Below are 22006 nucleotides of genomic sequence, written 5' to 3'. Positions count from 1 at the left end.
TGGGCATCAGAACTGGAAAACACAAAAAGGCTGCTCCACGACGGAGCAGCCTTTAGTGATATATCCTATATTTATCCTTTAATCTTGGCAGCCAGAATCATTGTGCCACGCGGCTCATCTCCCATTGCATCCGGTTCAAGCGTGATGGCAACCGTATCATAGTCGTTGGCCGAATCCAATGTGTAATATACTGCTCCCGTTCCGTCACGACTAAGGAACGTACCGGCATTCTGAGGGGTATCTCCTTTGATCAACCAGACCTGAAAAGCCTCGTTGCCTTCCAGGTTCGGCAGGTTCTCAGCCTGCACAACCAGGTGAGTGCCTTTGCTGTCAATAACGATGGTTGCGAGACCCTGAGCTACAATGTCCTGCGTTGCAGGATTCAGCTTCACTGCCTCGCCAGTCTGCATGCCCTGTGCAGGTTCCAGAGCTGATGCCAGCTGCTCTTGCAGCTGCGCATTCTGCGCCTGTGCCTGCACCAGTTGCTCTTGCGTAGCCGACGAGCCCGCCGCTTGCTGCGTCAGCGAGTCGATCTGGCTCCGCAGCTGCGCCGTGTACACGCCCAGTAACAGTGCCGCGGCCGCAAGGCCGGCACTGGCTATGCGCCAGGCGCTGCTGCTGCGCGCACGCGCGCGCGCTTGTGGCTGCCATGGCTGTGCCTGGGCAGCCTCTTCCACCCGGGCCGCAGGCACCGCCGTTGCCGGCGGCAAGCCTGGCCCGGGCTGCGCCGCACGTTCGTGCTGCGGCGCAAGATCCTCCTGAAGCACCACCGGTGCTTCAGGCTCTGCAGGAGCAGCCGCTGGCTTCGCCTCGGCGCTCTCCTGCACATGTCCGAGCACGTTGCCCAGCACACGTGCTCGCATGCCTGGCGGCGGTGCTACAGGTTCCGCCGCAAGTGGCAGGAAGCCAGTCACTTCCTGCAATTCCCTCACCTCCTGGCGGCAAGGTTCGCAAGTTGCCATATGCGCTTCAAACGCCGCCACTTCCTCTGCTTCCAGTCCGCCCAGCACATACATCGGTGCCAGATCAGACCACTCCTCATGTCGTTCTATCATGGATGTATGCCCTCCCTTCCCGCGTCCGGATGCAATTCAGCATCGGCCAGCAACTTTTGGAGCTGTCGCATGGCAAGCCTGACACGGCTCTTTACTGTACCCAGCGGAATCCCGAATCGGCTGGATACTTCCTGCTGGGTTAATCCCGCATAATATATCGATTCTATAACTTGTTGCTGATCACCGTTCAATTGGGACAACGCCTCTTTAATCCGGGTACCTTCCCATTTACGCTGCACTTCTTCTTCCGTGTTCGTATGCTCATCGGCATAGGCTGCCAGTGTCTCGTGTTCAACTGAAGTAGCCGCTGCCCCTTTTGATTTCCGCCTCAGCATGTCCACTGCAATGTTACGCGTAATGGCAAACATCCATGTGGTCAGCTTCCCCTGTGAGGCATCGTAACGTTCAGCATTATTCCAGACCCGCATAAAAAGTTCCTGAACGGTCTCTTCTGCCGTCATAGGATCACCAACGATCCGATAGGCAAAAGAATACACCGCTCGCTCATAACGGTCATATAAAAGCTCCAGTGCGGAGGCATCACGTTCCGCGATCTGTCGCATTAACCTGCTGTCCTCCATCGATTCAGTCATGCGAGGGCCCCTTTCTGTTTCTTCCCTCTTATTATAACCTACGCAGAATCTTTTGAAGAGGATTACCCCTATGAAGAAATAGTTTGAAAAATTTTCTGTATCTTTTCAAAACAATCTTTCACTTTCTAACTTAAAAACAGTCCGAAAACATGTTGCTCTGGTCGCGCTTTCCTTTTTATTGCAGAAAATTACAACCTGTGGTATACTATAAAAGTTGTATTAAACAACCTCATATGATTTCTGTCTTCTTTAAACCCCGGAATATTTTCTTCATGCTGCGACCGCAGCGAATTTTTAAGCACAATTAACCTATGAAGATTGAAGAACCTGAATCACAATAACCCGGTAGTACAGAGTTTCACAAGATGTTCCCATTCACACTGGCGCGGTCATCGGAGCCGCAAGGACAAAAGAGAGGTAGGGCTTTTGTTGTTTTGGATATCACTTATTCTTGAGAAGATTGAAAACATACACAAAGCACCCGGAATTGGGTTCCGGGTGTTTATCCATGTCTACATATCCAATTTAGCAACATCTACAGACAAGCGCTGCCCCCACCATTGAGTAAAGTCCTCCTTTCACTTATCAGACTAACCAGATAAATTCGTCTCTGCTTTTAAAACTTTTCCATTCTCCCACTGACTACACTCCTAACTTCCTAACTTCTCCAATTGTGCAAATAACCCGGGCTTATAAAGTAAATGTTTACGCTCACCAGACGCTAACGAATCCTGCACACCTTATATTAGGGATTTCTATGCTATGTAAAATCTAAGGAATCTCAGCCACGTTAATCCATGTCACTTCATGAATATAGGCTCCAAACATGCCCAGATTGAGGAAATAAGACGTCTACGATTCGTTAAACTTGTGAAATGGCAAAAATGCATGGAATAGAGGCTGTGGAGTTCGTTAAAGAAAGTAATCCCAACGCTCCTTCACTTAATTCTGATAAAAAAGGGACACCGCAGGATGAAATCCTACGCTGTCCCTTTCTAAACCATAGGTACGTTATGCCTCTACATGGAACTCAAACTCGGAGTTTATTTAGAGCACCTATCGCAACGATCCACGATCAGCAAAGTCTCCTTGCACCCACAAATTCTTAGATAAACATCGTTTTAGAGATAATGACCAGCAAGATGAACAGTACGAGGATCGTACCCATCGAACCCCAGCTTCCGCCGCCGTGACCATAGGATACTCCACAACCCTGTTGATAACCGTGCATCATTGGAGCCTGATTGGCATGGTGTCCGTATCCATAGCCATATCCCATTGGCATTGTTCCACAACCATATCCATACCCATGCATTTCATGACCTGTGTATTGGTATCCTTGCATATGCTCATAACCTCCCATATGTCCGTATACGTGTCCCTGTCCGTTCGGTGAATTCGGTTTTACTTCGCTCATTGTTCATTCCTCCTTAACATTTGCCTACACCCCTAAGCTATGTATTCAGCCTACCTCTGGACCGGGCTATCGCCCTCATTTTGACAAAATGGGCGTTTAGCCATTAGTTACCTTTCCCATTTTCGAGAAACATACGCCGTCCTTCCATTACTTGAATTCCACCAATTCTTCCGTTTAACCACAAGCTATCTTAGCTTCCTGGCTCTCCACCATGCTTGTCCTGTAGAAAAAAACCCCACCGGTTGCCCGGCAGAGCTCGCCATATTATACCCAGAAAGATTTAGTGATGATTACGAGAAGAATGAACAGAACCAGGATTGCTCCAGTCGATGTCCAGCCGCCGTATCCTACGCCTTCAACTACGTTGCTCATGCAGAACCCTCCTTTACAAATATATTAGGGTCCAAGCGGTTTATTAGATCAAGAATGCTTTAGAGATGATGACCAACAAGATAAAGAGAACCAAGATCGCGCCAGTCGATGTCCATGCGCCGCCGTATCCACCTACTACTCCACTCATGTAAACCCCTCCTTTGATTTGAGGTACAGTTCACTATATGCACCAATCACACATGGGACCGGGCTCAGGTCGAAAATGGGCTCACGGTTATATCAATCAAATGTATGTACTATCGTTCAAAATGAATACCCATACGGTCCATTATTAGCTTTTAACTTGTTAAATACAGATAAATTACCTTTTTAGTAATTATGAATACTGAAATCTTTATTTATGTTATTATTTTACTAATAAAAGCAGAAAGGAGTTTCTATCCCCACCACCTAAACTAGATTATCCCAAACGAAATGATGACCTTAGAAAAAATCCCAACCGATGGGAAGCACATTAGGAGAAATTAGACATAATGAAGAAACTTATTACGATTTTGGCATTAGCCACATTGCTTAGTGCTTGTAGTAATTCAGAAACAAACACAACAACCAATAGCCCCACGACCGAAGCATCCAAGGCAACTGAAACTGTCTCAACAGAAGCAAAAGCTACGAAATACACTACATATAGTGGAGAAGGATTTTCTTTTGCATATCCTGAATCCTGGAAAAGCGTAGATACAAGTCAAATGAATGCTCCATCCATTAAAGCTGCTTTTTCAGACCAATCTTCATCAGTCACATTTGCAGATAATATGAATCTGACGATTGAGGCCAGTTCAACCGGTTCAATTAATCCTGAAGAATACGCCAATAATATAGTGGATTATTACACACAAAGCGGTTCAAGCATCGGCATTTCCGATTATAAAAAAACCAGCTATACAAACAAGCCTTATAAAGAATATAGCGCTGGTGTCTTGGAAGGAGCCTATAAGCATTCCTCGGGTACAGATGTTATCCTTGTGCAGTATCTGATTCCGACCAATACAGAACTCTATACCATGACGTTAACCTACGCCAAGGATACTTATAATCAGGATGAGATCAAAGATATCCTTGATTCCCTAAGCATTACTGCTTCTCTGGAGCAAACAGCACCAACTGCAACGACTGGAAATTCATCTGTTACGGCATCAGCTGCGGATTTCTTTAATGAGTTAACTCCGTACATTACAGAAGACACAGCCTTTATGGAGCAGGCATCTTATGATTTCTTTGGTAAACATAACGATGTATTCCCTGCCATTACGGCAGAATTAAGCAAAAAGGTACAGGGGCTCGTTGACTCCAATGTAACGACCCGTCATCTGAATAAAAATGTAGCCAACTATTACAATACTTTCGTACAAGTTAACGGGGAAGTCATTTCCGTTGAAGAAGATAGCTCTCTCGGAGCAACTTTCTCTATCGTTCATGTCATGGATGAGAACGGAAACGATATTATAGCGCTATATCCTGCAACGACCGGAGATTTGCTTGATGGTGATTATGCCACGGTTATCGGTGCGCCAATTACCAACTTCTCTTTTGAAAATGTTGGCGGTGGTTACACCAACGCCACTTTGATTGGAGCCTCATTGGTAGTTGCAGATTAATTAAAATGTTAAATGAGTATACAAAAAGACCAGCTTAATGAACGTTAAGCTGGTCTTTTTGTCTTTCTGTTTATAGATGTCAGAAATTCACGTTAACTACACATACAGACACAATCTAACCTTTAATTAATGACTTATAACATACCGAATAACCGTATATACGGATGTTTATACTAAACCATTAATTAGGTCTTGCCTGAAGTGACGAAAGTTTATCCTGAACCGATTGTAACTTCTGTATACTTGAGGCATCCGGTTTATCACGACGGTCGTCAATTTTGACGGATGTGGAAACGCGCTGAGCTCCTGACAAAAACGGTGCTTCATGCAGAGCCGCAATTGCTGTAAAGATCTCGTTAAGCGGTCCCTCAATAATGGTGCTCATGGAAGTTAACTGATATGTAATGCCCCGTTGATGTTCCAATACCTTTTGCATGTCCGCCACATAACTGCTTAGACTGGTTGTACCCGTTCCGATTGGAATTACAGTCACTTCTGCTATTGCCATTTTGCTCCGCCTCCTCTGGGCCCCGTGAACAACCGCTGCCGCTAATTTTAGTCGATTTTTGACTATTTTTATTCTACCAGTTGAATACGTTACAATTCAAACTGACGTGAAGACGTCATTCAAATTGGTCAAAAATTTTTTTTGATAAATCTTCAAATCTTCCAGTCCTTTTCCTTTGCGGATTCCTGGCTTAAATGGTATACTCGGAATTACGTTTTACTGTATCGGCCCACTTTACAAACACAATATGTTGGGTTACAGTATGTTGACAGCTACAAAATGTAGTAACACTAGATTTCTCCGCTTCTATTAGTCACCTTCTGCATTCTCGCGAAAAACAGGATGAAATCACCTCCAAAGGCACGTCCCTGTAGGTGTAAATCGCTTTCTCGAAACAGAGTTGACATGGAGGTTAACGGGGCTGTTTGGACTGCATCCGGTATCCTCAAACTACAGGCACATCTGCAATAGACCAAAGCTTACATAAGCACCCTTTTCTGTCGATATCCAGAACTTCTAAGACAGTAAGGAAGCCAGAGCATCCATGGGCATTTTCAGCCGCGAGGCGGGAGAATGCTTTTTATATGAGCATGTTCTGAATTGTGCTGTTTTGTGCTCCTCAAGTTGAGCGATTTAAGACATGAACTTGTCACCGCCGTTTCAGTCTGCCAAAAGCGCAACCTTTACCTTTTTCTCACCGTAAGACAACACTCAATTCTTTATATAAAGAATTTCTCCAATTTATCTCTTAAACATGCGAAAGCGAGGAATATTCATGCCACAAGTTGTGACCAAGCCGAACAACCGCCAGCTTGCCTTTGATGATATGCGCATCTCGGTATATGCCGACCGTACTCTGGAAGGACTGGAAATGCTGGACAAGGAACGTCTGGTACGTGGGGTAAACAGCAAGCTCCGCCGTGATGAAGTTACCGGAGACGAAATCAGCAACGCTTTTATCATGAGCGCACTGGAACTGGTAACCAAAGAGGAGCCTAATTGGAAATTTGCAGCGGCACGCTCCCTGCTCACTTCCCTGTACAAAAAAGCGGCTACCAACCGCAGATACAAGTCTTACCCGGACGAGCCTTATGGCGCATTCCACCCTCTTCTTGTAGATCTCGTGAAAAAAGGGATCTACCGCGAAGAATTGCTGGAATGTTACACCAAAGAACAGATCGACGAACTTGCTGAGTGCATTGACTACCGCAACGATCTGCTCTTCGATTACATCGGCTTGCTCACACTGGCAGAACGTTACCTCGCTCACGATTTTGATGGAAAAGTAATGGAATTGCCGCAAGAGCGTTATATGGTTATCGCCATGTTCCTAATGCACCAAGAGCCTGCCGAGAAACGTATGGATCTCGTCAAGGAAGCATACTGGGCAATGAGCAACATGTACATGACCGCAGCTACTCCTACGATGTCCAATGCAGGTAAAAAAGTAGCCGGTCAGCTCTCCAGCTGCTTCATTGATACGGTGGACGACTCACTCGAAGGTATCTTCGATTCCAACACGGATGTAGCTCGTCTGAGCAAAATGGGTGGCGGCATCGGCGTTTACCTCGGCAAAGTCAGAGCTCGTGGTTCGGATATCCGTGGTCACCAAAATACAAGTTCCGGTGTAATCCCTTGGATTCGCCAACTGAATAATACAGCGGTCAGCGTAGACCAGCTCGGTACGCGTAAAGGGGCCATTGCCGTCTACCTGGATGTTTTCCACAAAGACATTCTGGCCTTCCTCGATCTGAAGCTGAACAACGGTGACGAGCGTATGCGTGCGCATGACGTATTCCACGGCATCTGTCTGCCTGACTTGTTCATGGAGCGGGTATCCACTCGCGGCGAATGGAGCCTGTTCTGTCCGCACGAAACAAAGAAAGTAATGGGCTGGAAGGACGAGAATGGTCGTGCACTCGGACTGGAAGATTTCTATGATGAGTCCTTTGGCGAAGGTGCGTTCCGTGATAAATACGAAGAAGCAGTGAATCACCCACTGCTGTCCCGGATTACAGTACAGGCGATTGACATCATGAAGCGTGTACTTAAATCCCAACTGGAGACAGGTACGCCATACATGTTCTACCGGGATACGGTTAACCGCTCGAATCCTAACCGTGCACACGGTATGGTATACTCCTCCAACCTGTGTACCGAAATTATGCAGAACCAGTCTGCCACTGTGATTGAAAAGGAAGAACTCGTAACCAAGGATGGACAAACTCGCATCGTGATTTCCAAAGTGCCTGGCGACTTTGTTGTCTGCAACCTGAACTCCATCCATCTGGCACGTGCTATACCTCATAATGTATTGGAGCGTCTCGTTCCAATTCAGGTGCGCATGCTGGACAACGTTATCGACATTAACAACATTGAAGTGTTGCAAGCCCAATATACCAACAGCCAATATCGCGCAGTCGGTCTGGGAACGTTTGGACTTCACCACCTGCTTGCTCTCGAAGGCATTCATTGGGAGTCTGAAGAAGCGGTAACGTATAACGATAATCTGTATGAAAAAATTAACTACCTGCTCGTGAAATCCAGTATGGAGCTGTCCAAGGAAAAAGGACATTATCCGAAATTCAAAGGTTCCGATTGGGAAAGCGGTCATTACTTCGACCAACGCGAGTACACTTCAGGTGAGCGCGTAGGCGAGTTCGTGACAACCGAACAGTGGAAAGAACTGCAAGCCGAAGTACGACAAAACGGTGTACGTAATGCTTGGTTGTTCGCCATTGCACCTAACGGTTCCACGTCCATTATTGCGGGTTCTACAGCTAGTATTGATCCGCTCTATGAGCTGTTATCTTATGAAGAGAAAACAACTTACAAAATTGCCAACCCGGCTCCGGATCTGTCCGAAAAAACAAGCCCTTATTACCAAACGGCGTTCCAGGTGGACCAACATGCTTCCATTAATATGGCGGCTGCCCGTCAGCGCCACGTCGATCAGGGACAAAGTTTCAACTTCTACGTTCGACCAGATATTAAAGCAACAGAATTCCTGGAATTGCATCTGCACGCCTGGAGAGCCGGCATGAAATCAACTTATTATGTTCGTAGCCGGGCATTAACGATTGAAGAATCTTGATTTTTGCGCAAGTTGCGTTTCATCCATGATAGAGAAGATTTACTAGATTCAAGGTGACCACCAGGGCATCCTGTTTTGATTGCAAAATGGCGCTGCCCTGGTTCTTTTTTGCCTAAAACATGATCACAGCATCGCAAGATGTTGATATAGATGATTTCCCAAAGTTCTGTCGGCAGAACATTATGAAATTTCAAGGAGTGAACGGAACAATGCAAGTACAGAAAATTTTCAACACCGAAGCCCCTAACCAATCAACCCGTATTATTGAAGGTGAATGCTCCGGTATCCTGAACTGGAACGACATTCGCATGCCTCATATGTACAAATTGTACAAAGTACTATTGCTTAACCACTGGATCGCAGACGAGATTCCAATGTCCAAAGATGCTTCCCAGTTTGCTCAACTGGATGAGGAAGAGCAACGTACGTTCAAAATCAACATCTCCCTGCTCGCGGTACTCGATTCCATGCAGACGATGTTTGTTGGTGATGTAAAACGTTACTTTACCGATTCTTCACTTGAGGCGATCTCGGCCATTATCGGACAACAGGAAGTCGTTCATAACCAATCGTACTCCTACGTTCTGTCTTCGATCGTATCGGATCGGGAGCAAAAGGAAATTTTTGAATACTGGAAACATGATCCAGTCCTGCTTGACCGTAACCGTTTCATCGCAGACATCTACCAAACATTCCGGGACGAGCCGTCTCCACAGACGTTCTTCCAAGCGATGGTAGCCGATCTGGTACTCGAAGGTATCTTCTTCTATAGTACGTTTGCCTTCTTCTACAATCTGGCCCGTGACCAGAAAATGATGGCAACCAGCCAGATGATCTCGTATATCCAGCGGGATGAAAACCAACACTGTTACTTCTTCGCTGAAGTGTACAAACAGTTGCTGGTGGACTTCCCTGAACTGAACACACCTGAGAACATGGACTACGTATACACAACCATCCATCGTGCTGTTGAGCTTGAAACCAACTGGGCACATTACACACTCAGCAACGTGCGCGGTATTGACCTGAACGAGTTGGAAGATTACATCAAGTACATCGCCAACAAACGTCTGCGTCTGATGGGTATGGAAAAAGCATATGAAGGTGTGGATGTAAACTGCATGCCTTGGATTAAACCATTCTCCGATGAAGCACTGAATGCAACCAAAACCGACTTCTTCGAAGCTAAATCCCGTAACTACGGTAAAGTCGGCGACGATAACGGATTTGACGATTTGTAATAAAGATTCCTCATATCGAATTAAACTGAAAATTATTTACACTGACACTACGATGACAGAACAACTTTCCAATCGCTGTTATCCCCAGATTTTTTTTGATTCCCTTTCTCAAGGGAAAATCCGGTGATAAAGGCGAACGCTTCGCTTTTTCAAGTTCTTTCTGTCCTCTCCGTTGTTGTGTAAATGATTAGTTCAATTCATATCGTTTTAATCACATACACTATAAATAAAAACAACACTCCCTGAACTGTGGCTACTACGCCTAAGTTCAGGGAGTGTTGTTTAATTCGTATGTACAATCTCATATCAGTATTGAACTATTATAATTTAATAGAGATATTTCTTTTCAAGATAATATCTGAAAAATCATTCTCAATAAAACGAAAATTACTTTTCGGTATCTTTAAAGCCAAGACGCTGCCTCCCCAAATGGTGTTCCAAACTTGTGCATCGGTTTCTTCTTCAGGTGTTAAGTTCAATTTAGTTCCGAGTGTCCGTTCGAATTCCCCTTTGTATTTATCTTCGTATAAGGCAATTTGCCCTGTGTGGTAATCCAGGTCACTGACTCCTATTGTTGATTGGCGTTCTGCCTCTTCCTTTTTCCACATAGTCACAATCTCTTTAATCGTCGTTCTCTTACCTGATCCACACACATATGTAGTATCGTCTGGGATGAGATTATGTTTGTTGGACCCGGCTCTTTGAACTCCCATAAAACGGCCTTGATCAATCCAGTTGAAAATCGTCGTAATACTTACTCCAAAAAATACAGATAATTCTTTAGGAGTATAAGAACGTACAGCTTCAATAGAAGGAACACCACTGTCTCTAATCCCTGTCGGTACATCCACTGCTTGACTTAACGGATGTTTGAGAAGAGTAACATACTTTTCTCTAAAAATATCAGAATCTTCAAAGATAGATTCATCCAGGCTACGAAGAGGTTGATTTATACATTCTCCAACCAACCTACACTTATTATATAATGAAAGAGATTCATACCCCTCCTACGGAAGTGAGGTCTATTCATGGAAAGAGAACTGCTGGAACAAATCAACTTATGGCATGAGCAGGACCAATTCAGACTCATTATTGAACGTATTGAACGTATCCCCGTCTCAGAGCGGGATTATGAGCTGATTGGTCAACTCGCCAGAGCCTATAATAATGACGCACGTTACCGCGAAGCTATTCAACATTTGTTGTCTGTCGAGGAGCAAGGGGTAAACGACCCGCTCTGGCAATATCGCTTGGGTTACGCATACTGTTACATCGCAAGTTATGAACAGGCACTACTCGCTTTTGAGAGAGCTGACGAACTTCTGCCCCATGATGAATCTACCCTTGAATTCCTTCGCGAGATTCGTCCCCAAGCGGAGAAGATGCGGATGGATCGTCAACGTCATGAAGAGAATATCGCAGTATTGGAACAGAGCGGTACACAGAACCATCTAAGAGCCGCTTCAGGGACTTATGATCCCGCAACGTTCTGGGTACAGAGTGATTATGCGCAGGACAACCATGTATCAGAACCTTTTGATGAAGAAGAGATTTTGACTATTGAGAAAGAATTGGGTTACAAGCTGCCCGCTTCCTATATCCAACTGATGAATACGCAAAACGGCGGTATCCCTGCGCTCACTGTATTTCCCACCAAAGAAGCGACTTCCTGGGCTGAGGATCACATTGCCATTTCAAGCATTATGGGAATCGGACACGATAAAATATACGCACTCGCTGGTGAGCTGGGAAGTCGGTTCATGATCGAAGATTGGGGATACCCCGATCTGGGGATTGTGATCTGTGATTGTCCATCCGCTGGTCATGATGTTGTTATGCTGGATTATCGCTTCTGTGGCCCTGAAGGTGAACCCTGTGTAGTTCATGTGGATCAGGAAAATGATTATGAGATTACATATCTTGCGCCGAATTTTGAAGCTTTCATCCGTGGATTGGTCGATGAGGATACGTATGACCTGTCTGACGAAGTTAATGAGGACTAACACCCAGGAGGGTCCGGCCATATGACAACCCGTATATATTTTGGTTCCAATCAACTTGGCGAAGTGGCCGCAGTTTCATTGCAGGATGTGCTTAATGAGCTTGACCTGGGAACCCTAGAAGATTATCGCCGAACGGATAAAGGTGTTATGGGTCAGACACTGCTCATTCGCTCTTCCCGTGGAGAGTATATTCTGAAAGGCAATCCTTTATATGCAGGACAGTTACAGGAAGAAAAGTTCTTTGTAGAACAACTGGCAAAACAAACGTCCATCCCTGTCCCTGATCCATATTTATTACATGAAGATACCCATCTGTTAGGCTGGAGTTATGCCATAATGCCGCGCCTGCCCGGGAATCACCTGTATGATCCAGCATTCCAGGCTTCATTGTCACAGCAAGATCAGGAAGAGATCGCCTGTATGTTTGCTCATACTTTGGCTGAGCTGCACCGCTGGAAGGTGCCTGATGCCGGGGAATATGATCCTGTAGCGCAGCAGATTGTTTCCTTTGCAGGCGATTATCTGGACTGGTTGTACGGAACCATTCGTCACTGGTTACATGATGCTGAACAGTACTCGGTGATTACGGATGAAGATGTTCAGTGGGTGGACGAGCAATTCAAGAATGCTGAACCAGCATTTCGTTCCAAAGCTGTTCCGGTTTTTGTCATGGGAGACTTCAAGGTCGAAAATATTTTGATTCAAAATCTGGACGGCCGTTCTTCAGGATGGCAGATTAGTGGTCTGTTCGATTTTACAACCGCCTATTTCGGAGATGGTACAGCCGACCTAACCAAAATATCCACCAGGTATGTTCGTGAGGGTCAACCAGAGCTGGCCGCACAGTTCCTTCGCTGCTACAGGGATCTGGTCTGTGCAGCAGATGAGGAGAAATGCCAACACTTCCGCACACGTCTCAGCATGCATCTGCTCTATCAACGTATCTTGTGGTGGGGGGAAGCCAAAGCGACAGGACAAGTGACGTGGGCAGCCGATCTGCCTTTTGCACAGTGGGCGCAGCAGTCCATTAATTCGATTGTCGCATTGCTAGATTAGTAGATTAGTTATTAGATTTGGGCAGGTCGCTCAATGGATAGCGGCCTTCCAAACTAATGTATGTATCGTTCCATATATGTCGCCCAACATGCGGGCGCACGCATAAAACCGCCAGAGATCATCCTTGATCTTTGGCGGTTTTCCTCATCTCACTGTATTTCAGTCAACGATGGAATCTCTCAACTTAAGCTTGTGCGACGGGTGACTCCTGATGTTTCTGCAAAAACTCCAGCATCTTGCGGTATACGAGAATCTCGTTAGTCTTTCTGGAGAAGCCATGTCCCTCATCATCCAGAACGATGTATTCCACATCAAGTCCCTTCGACTGGAGCGCAGCCACGATCTGATCGGATTCGGCCTTCACGACCCTTGGATCATTGGCACCCTGAATGACCAGCATGGGGTTAACCATCTGATCGAGATACGTAATTGGTGAATCCTTCGTTAAACGTTCGCGGTCACGGACCGGATCACCCAACCAGTTATCCATCATCGGCTTCCAGTCTTCCGGTACGGATTCCAGGAATGTGAACAGGTTACTTGGCCCAAAAATATCGACCGCAGCCCGGAACAGCTCCGGATGGCGACCTGCCAATAACAGGGTCATATATCCTCCATAACTTCCCCCTACTACAAACAACCGCTCTGGCGAGGTGATTCCCTGATCAAACAACCAGTTGATCCCGGCAACACAGTCCAGCCTTGGACCCTCACCCCAATCACGCTCAACCATCTTGACGAATTCCGCACCATATCCGGTACTGCCCCGGAAATTCGGTGCAAAGACATGATAGCCCTGAGCGAGCATCATCTGGAACATCGGCCGAAAAAACTTCGCTTCCGATGCCTGTGGCCCGCCATGGGGCCAAAATACGGTGTAACCATTGGCTTGCTCTGGCTTTGCTTTGAACAAAAGAGCTTCGATCTCCAGTCCGTCGTAAGAGTTATAGCGAATAACGTCAGGATACACGAGATCACTTGGGTCAAGTCCGGTTACCCGATTGGCGGTCAGCGGCTCCCAGGACTCAGCACCTGCCATTTTGCGATAGATGTTATGCGGTTGGATCGCTCCACGTCCGAGGATATACACATTACCAGCCTTCGTAACGTTCACCTGCTCTATCGTATCCAGCGGCATATCTATGCGCCGAGGCTCATCGGCATTTTTGCCCAATACGTACATACGATTCTCAGGCCCTGTAAGTGTCCAGAAATATAAGGTCTCGGAAGCCTGATGCCAGCGGATAAACTCCACATCTTCCCCTTCGATTTTGCACAATAAACGGAATTCGCGGGTATCGATACGGTACTCAGCCACATAGGCGTATGCGGAGTCATCATTGGTAATGAACAGAAGACGATTATCATCTGCAAAAATCAGATCGGATACCTGACTATGGCGTTCTGAAGCTGGCAGAATCACCATTTCTTCATTATTACGATACAGATGCGCCGTCTGATACGTATTGGAGTACATTTTTAAAATAACATAACTCTTCTCGTCAGGACTTACTGCAAACAGACTGCTCGTAACCTCTTCTCCACTGTATAACAGTTCATCTTCCCCTGTCTCCAGATCGATGCGACGTGAATTCAGATAATTCGGATTACCCGCGCTGGTGACATAATAGAGACGCTGTCCATCCTCGGACAACTCAGAGAAATAACAGCGATCATTTGGTTCTGCCGGAACCACAGGCAGTGGAACACCACCCTCGGGTGGAAGTGCATACAGATGATAGTTCTCATCTCCATCTCGATCAAATGCGGTAAGAAGATGACGTCCTTGCGGGTCTGCTTTGATAAATTGACTGCTCTGATTCAAGTACGTTAAAGGATACGGATATCCTCCAGGCAAATCCATCGCCCAAATATTCGGCTGACCGTTCAGATTACTGTCCATGAACAAACGTTTCTCGTCTGCCGATACGGCAAAATGCGAAATACGGTACGTCTGAAAATATTGCTCGACATCCGGTTTAGGGAACTGAATCATGACAAACCTCCTTGGAATTGAACCAACGAATTTAACATTGGTAAATTAAGGTACCATTTGTCCATATTATAGGTAATGCCAATGTTTAGACAATAGATATGTGAGTTATAATTCCAGATTTTCTCGATTTGCACATGAACTCACGGATAAAAGGTCATATGCGCTTTGTCTTCGCGATAATAATCCAGCCTTTGCTTCATCGTACCTGTATGCAGTTCAAACAAATGACCATCCGGATCAGTAAAATAAACAGATAATGCATCCCGCGGATCTCTTGCCCTTCCGGGAAGAATGTCCGCCCCGGCTGCTCGCAGCTGCTGCACAGACGCGTCGAACTCCTCTTCTGTAACGGTAAATGCAATATGGGTATAGGTTCGTTCCGTATAGTTGCGAATAACATCCTCCTGATTCAGGGCAATCCACAGACCGGCAAGCTCAAAATAAGCCAGTTTGCGTCCTTTCACCTGAATTCGGGCACCGAGAGCCTGCTCATAAAAGGTAATAGCCCGCTCCAGATTGGATACGGAAAAGCACAAATGATTAATTCCTTGAATATTCATGTGGCTCCTGACACCTCCATCGATTTAAGGATCTATCCTTATTATGGTATATTCTGCGCAAAAAACAACTGCTCTGCTGCTTCCTCCCGCACCTTCTTCTGGGCGAATGCATAGGTTATCCGTATCAATGAACGTTCGAGGAGGATGTAAAGCGAATGAATCCTGTCTATCCTTTTTATGGTGAGAAAACGGTGTGCAAGGAGCAAAAGCTGGCATTTCCACCCCAGCATCAGGACCAGCAACCCGGTCTGGAAACCCTGATGGTGCCTGAACCGATTAGTGAAGATCCTGCTTACATCGGCAGCTGCAAACTCCAAGGCAAAGTTGCCATTATTACGGGTGGTGATAGTGGAATCGGACGGGCGGCCGCCATCGCTTTTGCCAAGGAAGGTGCAGATATCGTCATCGCTTATCTATATGAACGGACAGATGCAGAAAGGACTCGTGAACGGATCGAAGAATTGGGACAGCGCTGTCTCTTAATCGAGATTGACCTCCGCTTAAAGAAAAACTGCGAAACCGTCATACGCACAACGATGGAAACCTACGGGAAGATCGATATTCTGGTCAACAATCATGGCGTACAGTATGTTCAACCAAGCATTGTTGATATTACGGAAGAGCAGTTGTACCACACCTTTCAAACAAATGTATTCGCCTATTTCTTTCTGATCCAGGCCGCTCTCCCCCATCTGTGCAAAGGTGCCTCTATCATTAATACGGCTTCCATTACGGCATACAAAGGAAATACCCAACTGATCGACTACTCTTCTACCAAAGGAGCCGTCGTATCGCTGACTCGGGTACTCGCCCAATCGCTTGCTGCACAGGGAATTCGCGTGAACTCCGTCGCCCCCGGCCCGATCTGGACACCGCTCATTCCTTCCAGCTTCTCAGCGGAGGATGTGCAAGTATTTGGAACGGAGACGCCTATGGGTCGGGCTGGTCAGCCTTACGAACTGGCGGCAGCCTACGTTTATCTCGCTTCCCGCGATTCATCCTACGTCACAGGTGAATGCATTCATGTAAATGGCGGCGATATGGTGACGACATAGGCTGATGTCAGGTTGGATTTGGCAGGTGTGGCAGGATATCGGTTGTCCGGTTGCGAAGAGGGTTAGGAGTATGATCCGGTTATGCCGGAGCCTGACATCTAGCGACAAGGAGCTGAACAACCTGATGAACTTCGATCCACTCTACCAACCGTACCCCTCTTACCGCGTGCCTGTGTATGCGAAACAAGGCATGGTCGCCACGTCACAGCCACTGGCTGCACAAGCCGGTCTGGATGTTTTGAAAAAAGGCGGCAATGCCATCGATGCCGCCATTGCAACTGCGGCAGCACTCACGGTGCTGGAGCCTACGTCCAATGGCATTGGCGGCGATGCTTTTGCCCTCGTCTGGACCGAGGGCAAACTGCATGGCCTGAATGCCAGCGGCCCTGCGCCTCAGGGCATATCCATTGAGGCGCTTCAAGCGGCAGGCTATACGGAGATGCCGAAGCTTGGGGTTGTTCCGGTGACGGTGCCTGGCGCACCGGCGGGCTGGGCTGAGCTGAGCCGCCGTTTTGGGCGGCTCACGCTGGCGGAAGCGCTGGAACCGGCCATCCGCTACGCGGAGGAAGGTTACCCGCTTGCGCCTGGGCTGGCCCGCCACTGGGCAAGGGCAGCCGAGATCTATGCACGCCAGGGTGATGCGGAAGCAGGGCGTGCGTGGTTTGAGACATTTGCTCCAGGCGGGCGTGTTCCCGCAGCTGGAGAGATGTGGCGCTCGCCGGATCATGCGGCGACTTTGCGCCAGATTGGCGAGAGCGAAGCGCGAGACTTTTACGAAGGAGAACTGGCAGAACGCATTCATTCCTTTATGGCAGAGCACGGTGGTTATCTGACTCGCGAAGATTTGAAGGCTTTCCAGCCGGAGTGGGTTGATCCCATCTCCGTCTCCTATCGCGGATACGATGTGTGGGAGATTCCGCCGAATGGACAAGGATTGATTGCTCTGGCGGCGCTTAATCTGCTGAAAGGACATGAATTTGAAGAGAAAGAATCGGTTCAGGCGTATCATCAGCAGCTCGAAGCCATGAAGCTGGCATTTGCCGATGGGGAGAAATATATTACCGAAGAACGCAAAATGGGCGTGACGGTGGAGGAATTGCTATCCGAGGCCTACGCGGAAGAACGGCGCAAACTCATTGGTGATACCGCACGTGCACCTGAGGCAGGTGATCCACGAGCAAGTGGAACGGTTTATCTGGCTACAGCGGATAGTGAAGGCAACATGGTCTCCTTTATCCAAAGTAACTACATGGGCTTTGGGTCCGGACTTGTTGTTCCGGGGACAGGCATTGCTCTGCAAAACCGCGGACATAATTTCTCACTGGACCCGAATCATGCCAACGCCCTGGAGCCGGGTAAACGGACGTATCACACCATCATTCCGGGGTTCCTCACCCGCGGGAGCGAAGCGGTCGGGCCATTCGGTGTCATGGGTGGTTTCATGCAGCCGCAGGGTCATGTACAGGTGGTCATGAATACGATTGATTATCAGCTGAACCCACAGGCCGCACTGGATTCTCCACGCTGGCAGTGGACGAAGGGCAAAACAATTCTCGTGGAACCGGGTTTCCCGCAGCACATTGCACAGGCACTCGCCCGCAAGGGACATGATATTAAAGTGGCACTCGATCCATCCCAGTTTGGACGCGGTCAGATCATCTGGCGCAACCCGGACAATGGCGTATTATGCGGGGGGACGGAAACCCGAGCGGATGGCTCGATTGCGGCTTGGTAAAACTCGCGTAATTTTTATCATATGATGATCACCTTATCATCCGTATAGGGTGCTATTCTATGGCACAAGAGAGATGATTCATGTCACCTCTCTTGTGCCTTTTTTGGACTTATAACGTCAGTAAACAACATACTGTAGATATTTATGTACCCTTTTAACCAGAGAAATGTAAAAATACTGTATAATTCATGAAAAATATTTATTTTTTCGTAAATTTTCACTACATACCATAAATCACAGTGCCTTTCTGACCGATATAGATAAAGGGAAATCCTCGCCATACGTGTCATCATGTACACGTCATTCCCTGGAGCTAAGGAACCATGCAAAACAGAAAAATGCGACTACAGAAATGAGGGTACCACACATGAAAACAAACAAGAACAGACGCGCAGGTCTAGGTCTCACCATAATGATGATCCTGACGGTACTGATCCTGGGAGCATGTTCAGCCAATAATACAACAACGGCAACAGACACAAGAACAAAGGTAGGGATCGTGCTTACGGAAGTGGGTCTGGGTGACCGTTCTTTTAATGATGCTGCTTTTGATGGACTGGTTCAGGCCAGAAATGAGAAAAGCATTGTCTTCGACTATCGTGAACCGGGCGATAATTTAACTGCCGAAGCTGCATTTGAGGAGTTTGCAGAAGCCAAATTCGATCTGATTATCGGCCTGAGTGATACGGTCCAAGCAGATATGGAGAAAGTTGCAGCCAAATATCCTGATCAGCAGTTCCTCATGATTGACAGTAAGTCTGAACTACCCAACATTGCCTCCATTTCATTCCGGGCGGAAGAAGGAAGTTATCTGGCAGGTGTTATTGCCGCTATGGCTTCAACGGAAGATCATGTCGGTTTCCTTGGTGGGATGGAGATACCGGTCCTTCGTGATTTCGAGCAGGGTTTTAAGCAAGGTGTTCTGGCTATCAAGCCGGATGCAACCGTTGATGCGGTCTACGCAGGGGACTTCGGTAATGCCGAGCTCGGTGAACAACTGGCTGCACAGATGATTCAGGAAAAGGGCGCTGACGTGATCTACGTAGCTGCTGGTCTCACAGGCGTGGGCGCACTGACGGAGATTCAGAAATTAGGGAAATACGCCATCGGTGTAGATACCGATCAATTCTTTTTGTCGGAAAAAGCCATTCTTACGTCCATGCTGAAAAATGTGGATGTCTCTATCTATAATGCCGTTAACACGTTTATTAAAAACAATCATACCTTCCCTCAAAAGGAAATCGTGGAGGGGCTGGCGGAGAACGCCGTGGGTCTGACTGCTCTACATAATATCACGCTCAGTGATGAACAACAGCAAACCTTCGAAGATCTGAAGGCAAAGATCTCTTCCGGTCAAATCAAAATTACGCTTGATCAATAACCCATCGGATACGAGGAGGTACGCACATGAAACTACAGGGAAAACTGATACTTAATGCTCTAATTTCACTACTTCTATGCCTTGTGCTAGTCGCTTATATCATCATGCAATTGCTCGGTATGAATGCCAAAAATCAAAATCTGGTACCTGCCATGCTCAAGGTGAGTGAACTGAACGCCAATCAGATTCAAACCCAGCAAGCGCTGGATGTCTATTCGTTCTCCATGACAGCAGGAAACCAGGACGCCGTACTTCGCTTGCTGGATGAAGGTCAAACGATGATTCAGGAGCTTACGGACGGATTGCTCGAAACAGATCAGCAGTTACAGCTTATTCAGTCCATCGAGACAAAATTACAAGCTCTCAACCAGGGAGCCACCGAAGCGATGAGCGCAATGAACAGTGCGGAAGCGAAACGGTACAGCACTCGGGTTCGGGGCATACAGAATGATATCTATTCATTAGATGAGATGACTCGGGATCGTTATGATCAATATACCGTCGATTTGGAACATGACATTCAGCAAACGTGGCAAGCCGCTCTGGTAGGAGCCATCGTATTGCTCGTCGCCGTAATGCTGTTTAATATGTATACTTCACGTCAGATCGCCAAACGTATTCGAACACTCAAAGACGCCGCGGGACAAATTGCGGACGGTGACCTGACCGGACAATTACCGGAAGCTCGGGGCAAAGATGAACTCGATGACCTGAGTCGCTCCTTCGGGATCATGACCCATAATATCCGCGGCATTATTCAGTCGATTGGTGAAGCGGGGCATCGTGTCGATCTGATGGCGCAAGATATTGACCGTGGCAATGATACAGCCCAAGCGATTGTGCAGCAAGTATCCCGCACCACGGAGGAACTGTCGATTGGCAGTCAAAAGATTGCCGAGGATCTGAGTGAAACGGTGATGGTTGTGGACAAAATGCAGTCTACCTTCAATAACAATCTGGAGGCCACTTCCCAATCGGTGATCGATGGACGTGAAGTATTAACCACCGTTGAGGAAGGCAATAAGGCTGTAGCAGAGCAACTCCGCCTGGCCGAAGTGAATCGCATGGCGATGTCAGAGGTGGAACAAACGGTGCTGGAACTGGAAGAAAGCGCGGTTCGAATCACTACGATGACGGCATATGTATCGGAGATTGCCAAACAAACGACCATGCTCTCGTTAAATGCCTCCATAGAAGCTGCTCGCGCTGGAGAAGCCGGACGTGGCTTCGCTGTTGTTGCGGGCGAGGTGAACAAACTCGCCGAACAATCTGCGCAATCGGTCAAGCATATCTATGCGGCTGTGGGTGAGATCACATCCTCCATGGACAAGGTGAAGAACTCTGTAGCACAGAGCATGCAGCTATTTGGCGAACAGGAACAAGCCACTGGCCAGACTCGTGAATCCTTCTCCGCCATTCGTGAAAGTGTGGAGCGCATTAGTACGGGGATCCACCAGCTTGCGGAGGACATGCAACACTCCAATGAACTCAGTACACAGGTGCAACAGGCCATCGAAAATATCAGTGCCATCACCGAGCAGTCAGCTGCCAGCAGTGAAGAGATTACCGCCTCCACGTCGGAACAACAACGCTCCTTCGCTGATGCAAGTATCAAGGTGAAGTCATTGCGTGATATCAGTGCGGAGATGCATCAGGAACTGCTGCGATTCCGGTTGTAAGCAGGATACCGGGAGAATTCGGGACGGACGTAGGCCGGAAGTAGTTTAGATGCAGGTTAGATGCAAATTTCAGGCAGATTATAGGCTGGTTAGATCCGAGCCAGGATCAGGTAGCGTGAACATACAAATAAATAAAGGGGAGCCTCCGTCATGAATCATGACAAGGCTCCCCTTTTCAGTAACTAATCGTTGTTCCATCTGAAAATTAATCGTTTCAAAGATATGAAAGTATATAAATTGAACTAAACATTTACACAAAACAGAGAGGACAGAAAGAACCTGAAGAAGCGGAACTACAAGCTATCTGAAAGAAAGCTGCCTCGGAAACATATGCTTCGCCTAAAAGCTTTTTGAAACAAAGCTGCTTCGGTAGCATACGCTTCGCCTAAGAGCTTTTTGAAAGAAAGCCGCCTCGGAAGCATACACTTCGCCTAAGAGCTTTTTGAAAGAAAGCTGCTTCGGAAGCATACGCTATCCCGGATTTCCTAATTTATAAAAAAACTGGGGATAACAGCGATCGGAAGGTTGCTCTGTCACCGGAGTGTCCAGTGTAAATATTCTTTAGATCAACTTATATAGATTAGATAACAGGGCAGCAGCGTTTCATATCCAAACGTTTAACGAACCCTGCAAACCTTATTG

General features: G+C 47.1%; 18 protein-coding genes. 9 read left to right on the top strand and 9 right to left on the bottom strand.

Annotation, left to right across the window (positions count from 1 at the left end):
- Positions 1-71: 71 nt before the first annotated feature.
- The 5 genes from MKY87_RS18690 to MKY87_RS18670 all read right to left on the bottom strand — a co-directional run bounded on the left by MKY87_RS18690 (position 72) and on the right by MKY87_RS18670 (position 3585).
- Positions 72-1055: an anti-sigma factor gene (locus MKY87_RS18690; RefSeq protein WP_340965681.1), complete on the bottom strand. Its 984-nt coding sequence runs from the start codon at positions 1053-1055 to the stop codon at positions 72-74.
- Complete coding sequence (locus MKY87_RS18685; protein WP_076215584.1) at positions 1052-1648, bottom strand: RNA polymerase sigma factor; 597 nt, start codon at positions 1646-1648, stop codon at positions 1052-1054. Before MKY87_RS18685 ends, MKY87_RS18690 begins: the two co-directional genes overlap by 4 nt.
- A 1105-nt stretch (positions 1649-2753) precedes the next feature.
- Positions 2754-3065: a hypothetical protein gene (locus MKY87_RS18680; RefSeq protein ID WP_017690878.1), complete on the bottom strand. Its 312-nt coding sequence runs from the start codon at positions 3063-3065 to the stop codon at positions 2754-2756.
- A 264-nt stretch (positions 3066-3329) separates the two neighbouring features.
- Positions 3330-3437 carry a hypothetical protein gene (locus MKY87_RS18675; protein WP_017690879.1) on the bottom strand — a complete coding sequence of 36 codons (108 nt, stop codon included), beginning with the start codon at positions 3435-3437 and terminating at the stop codon, positions 3330-3332.
- Between the two features lie 43 nt (positions 3438-3480).
- A complete protein-coding gene (locus tag MKY87_RS18670) occupies positions 3481-3585 on the bottom strand; it encodes a hypothetical protein (protein WP_017690880.1) in 105 nt (34 codons plus the stop codon).
- A 346-nt stretch (positions 3586-3931) separates the two neighbouring features.
- Here MKY87_RS18670 and MKY87_RS18665 point away from each other — a divergent pair, with 346 nt between their 5' ends.
- Positions 3932-5056 (top strand): PsbP-related protein, encoded by a 1125-nt coding sequence (locus tag MKY87_RS18665; protein WP_338590505.1) that lies wholly within the window; start codon positions 3932-3934, stop codon positions 5054-5056.
- A 181-nt stretch (positions 5057-5237) separates the two neighbouring features.
- On the opposite strand, the gene MKY87_RS18660 is transcribed toward MKY87_RS18665, so the two are convergent.
- Positions 5238-5564, bottom strand: a complete 327-nt coding sequence (locus MKY87_RS18660) for an MTH1187 family thiamine-binding protein (protein WP_339786675.1) — start codon at positions 5562-5564, stop codon at positions 5238-5240.
- A gap of 775 nt (positions 5565-6339) precedes the next feature.
- On the opposite strand from MKY87_RS18660, the gene MKY87_RS18655 reads away from it, so the two are divergent.
- Both MKY87_RS18655 and MKY87_RS18650 read left to right on the top strand, forming a co-directional pair.
- Entirely contained in the window at positions 6340-8658 is a 2319-nt protein-coding gene (locus tag MKY87_RS18655; RefSeq protein ID WP_047840293.1) for a ribonucleoside-diphosphate reductase subunit alpha, read from the top strand.
- 209 nt (positions 8659-8867) lie between these two features.
- The gene (locus MKY87_RS18650) at positions 8868-9899 is read left to right on the top strand and encodes a ribonucleotide-diphosphate reductase subunit beta (protein WP_036607380.1); all 1032 of its coding nucleotides are present in this window, start codon (positions 8868-8870) and stop codon (positions 9897-9899) included.
- Positions 9900-10219: 320 nt separating this feature from the next.
- Here MKY87_RS18650 and MKY87_RS18645 read toward each other — a convergent pair whose 3' ends face one another.
- Complete coding sequence (locus MKY87_RS18645) at positions 10220-10867, bottom strand: hypothetical protein (protein WP_340965680.1); 648 nt, start codon at positions 10865-10867, stop codon at positions 10220-10222.
- A 60-nt stretch (positions 10868-10927) separates the two neighbouring features.
- On the opposite strand from MKY87_RS18645, the gene MKY87_RS18640 reads away from it, so the two are divergent.
- Positions 10928-11902 (top strand): SMI1/KNR4 family protein, encoded by a 975-nt coding sequence (locus MKY87_RS18640; RefSeq protein WP_340965679.1) that lies wholly within the window; start codon positions 10928-10930, stop codon positions 11900-11902.
- Between the two features lie 21 nt (positions 11903-11923).
- Complete coding sequence (locus MKY87_RS18635) at positions 11924-12958, top strand: phosphotransferase family protein (RefSeq protein WP_340965677.1); 1035 nt, start codon at positions 11924-11926, stop codon at positions 12956-12958.
- Between the two features lie 184 nt (positions 12959-13142).
- Here MKY87_RS18635 and MKY87_RS18630 read toward each other — a convergent pair whose 3' ends face one another.
- Together MKY87_RS18630 and fosB are read right to left on the bottom strand one after the other, a co-directional pair.
- The gene (locus tag MKY87_RS18630; protein WP_338590491.1) at positions 13143-14954 is read right to left on the bottom strand and encodes a S9 family peptidase; all 1812 of its coding nucleotides are present in this window, start codon (positions 14952-14954) and stop codon (positions 13143-13145) included.
- 140 nt (positions 14955-15094) lie between these two features.
- Entirely contained in the window at positions 15095-15514 is a 420-nt protein-coding gene (gene fosB, locus MKY87_RS18625; protein WP_340965676.1) for a metallothiol transferase FosB, read from the bottom strand.
- Between the two features lie 155 nt (positions 15515-15669).
- Here fosB and MKY87_RS18620 point away from each other — a divergent pair, with 155 nt between their 5' ends.
- The 4 genes from MKY87_RS18620 to MKY87_RS18605 all read left to right on the top strand — a co-directional run bounded on the left by MKY87_RS18620 (position 15670) and on the right by MKY87_RS18605 (position 21364).
- A complete protein-coding gene (locus MKY87_RS18620) occupies positions 15670-16569 on the top strand; it encodes a glucose 1-dehydrogenase (RefSeq protein ID WP_340965675.1) in 900 nt (299 codons plus the stop codon).
- A 124-nt stretch (positions 16570-16693) separates the two neighbouring features.
- Positions 16694-18304, top strand: coding sequence for a gamma-glutamyltransferase family protein (locus MKY87_RS18615; RefSeq protein WP_340967486.1), 1611 nt, complete (start codon positions 16694-16696; stop codon positions 18302-18304).
- Positions 18305-18671: 367 nt separating this feature from the next.
- Complete coding sequence (locus MKY87_RS18610) at positions 18672-19685, top strand: BMP family lipoprotein (protein ID WP_340965674.1); 1014 nt, start codon at positions 18672-18674, stop codon at positions 19683-19685.
- A 26-nt stretch (positions 19686-19711) separates the two neighbouring features.
- Positions 19712-21364: a methyl-accepting chemotaxis protein gene (locus tag MKY87_RS18605; RefSeq protein WP_340965673.1), complete on the top strand. Its 1653-nt coding sequence runs from the start codon at positions 19712-19714 to the stop codon at positions 21362-21364.
- The last annotated feature ends 642 nt before the right edge of the window (positions 21365-22006 follow it).

This window comes from Paenibacillus sp. FSL R7-0198, from assembly GCF_038000415.1.
GTDB lineage: Bacteria > Bacillota > Bacilli > Paenibacillales > Paenibacillaceae > Paenibacillus.
This window is presented reverse-complemented; position numbering and strand designations above follow the sequence as displayed.

What these genes read in the sequence shown, in the direction of transcription:
- MKY87_RS18630 (WP_338590491.1), bottom strand. Translation starts at nt 14,954, where the DNA reads ATGATTCAGTTCCCTAAACCGGATGTCGAGCAATATTTTCAGACGTAC.
- MKY87_RS18620 (WP_340965675.1), top strand. Translation starts at nt 15,670, where the DNA reads ATGAATCCTGTCTATCCTTTTTATGGTGAGAAAACGGTGTGCAAGGAG.
- MKY87_RS18685 (WP_076215584.1), bottom strand. Translation starts at nt 1,648, where the DNA reads ATGACTGAATCGATGGAGGACAGCAGGTTAATGCGACAGATCGCGGAA.
- fosB (WP_340965676.1), bottom strand. Translation starts at nt 15,514, where the DNA reads ATGAATATTCAAGGAATTAATCATTTGTGCTTTTCCGTATCCAATCTG.
- MKY87_RS18610 (WP_340965674.1), top strand. Translation starts at nt 18,672, where the DNA reads ATGAAAACAAACAAGAACAGACGCGCAGGTCTAGGTCTCACCATAATG.
- MKY87_RS18670 (WP_017690880.1), bottom strand. Translation starts at nt 3,585, where the DNA reads ATGAGTGGAGTAGTAGGTGGATACGGCGGCGCATGGACATCGACTGGC.
- MKY87_RS18640 (WP_340965679.1), top strand. Translation starts at nt 10,928, where the DNA reads ATGGAAAGAGAACTGCTGGAACAAATCAACTTATGGCATGAGCAGGAC.
- MKY87_RS18675 (WP_017690879.1), bottom strand. Translation starts at nt 3,437, where the DNA reads ATGAGCAACGTAGTTGAAGGCGTAGGATACGGCGGCTGGACATCGACT.
- MKY87_RS18690 (WP_340965681.1), bottom strand. Translation starts at nt 1,055, where the DNA reads ATGATAGAACGACATGAGGAGTGGTCTGATCTGGCACCGATGTATGTG.
- MKY87_RS18635 (WP_340965677.1), top strand. Translation starts at nt 11,924, where the DNA reads ATGACAACCCGTATATATTTTGGTTCCAATCAACTTGGCGAAGTGGCC.
- MKY87_RS18655 (WP_047840293.1), top strand. Translation starts at nt 6,340, where the DNA reads ATGCCACAAGTTGTGACCAAGCCGAACAACCGCCAGCTTGCCTTTGAT.
- MKY87_RS18605 (WP_340965673.1), top strand. Translation starts at nt 19,712, where the DNA reads ATGAAACTACAGGGAAAACTGATACTTAATGCTCTAATTTCACTACTT.
- MKY87_RS18665 (WP_338590505.1), top strand. Translation starts at nt 3,932, where the DNA reads ATGAAGAAACTTATTACGATTTTGGCATTAGCCACATTGCTTAGTGCT.
- MKY87_RS18680 (WP_017690878.1), bottom strand. Translation starts at nt 3,065, where the DNA reads ATGAGCGAAGTAAAACCGAATTCACCGAACGGACAGGGACACGTATAC.
- MKY87_RS18650 (WP_036607380.1), top strand. Translation starts at nt 8,868, where the DNA reads ATGCAAGTACAGAAAATTTTCAACACCGAAGCCCCTAACCAATCAACC.
- MKY87_RS18660 (WP_339786675.1), bottom strand. Translation starts at nt 5,564, where the DNA reads ATGGCAATAGCAGAAGTGACTGTAATTCCAATCGGAACGGGTACAACC.
- MKY87_RS18615 (WP_340967486.1), top strand. Translation starts at nt 16,694, where the DNA reads ATGAACTTCGATCCACTCTACCAACCGTACCCCTCTTACCGCGTGCCT.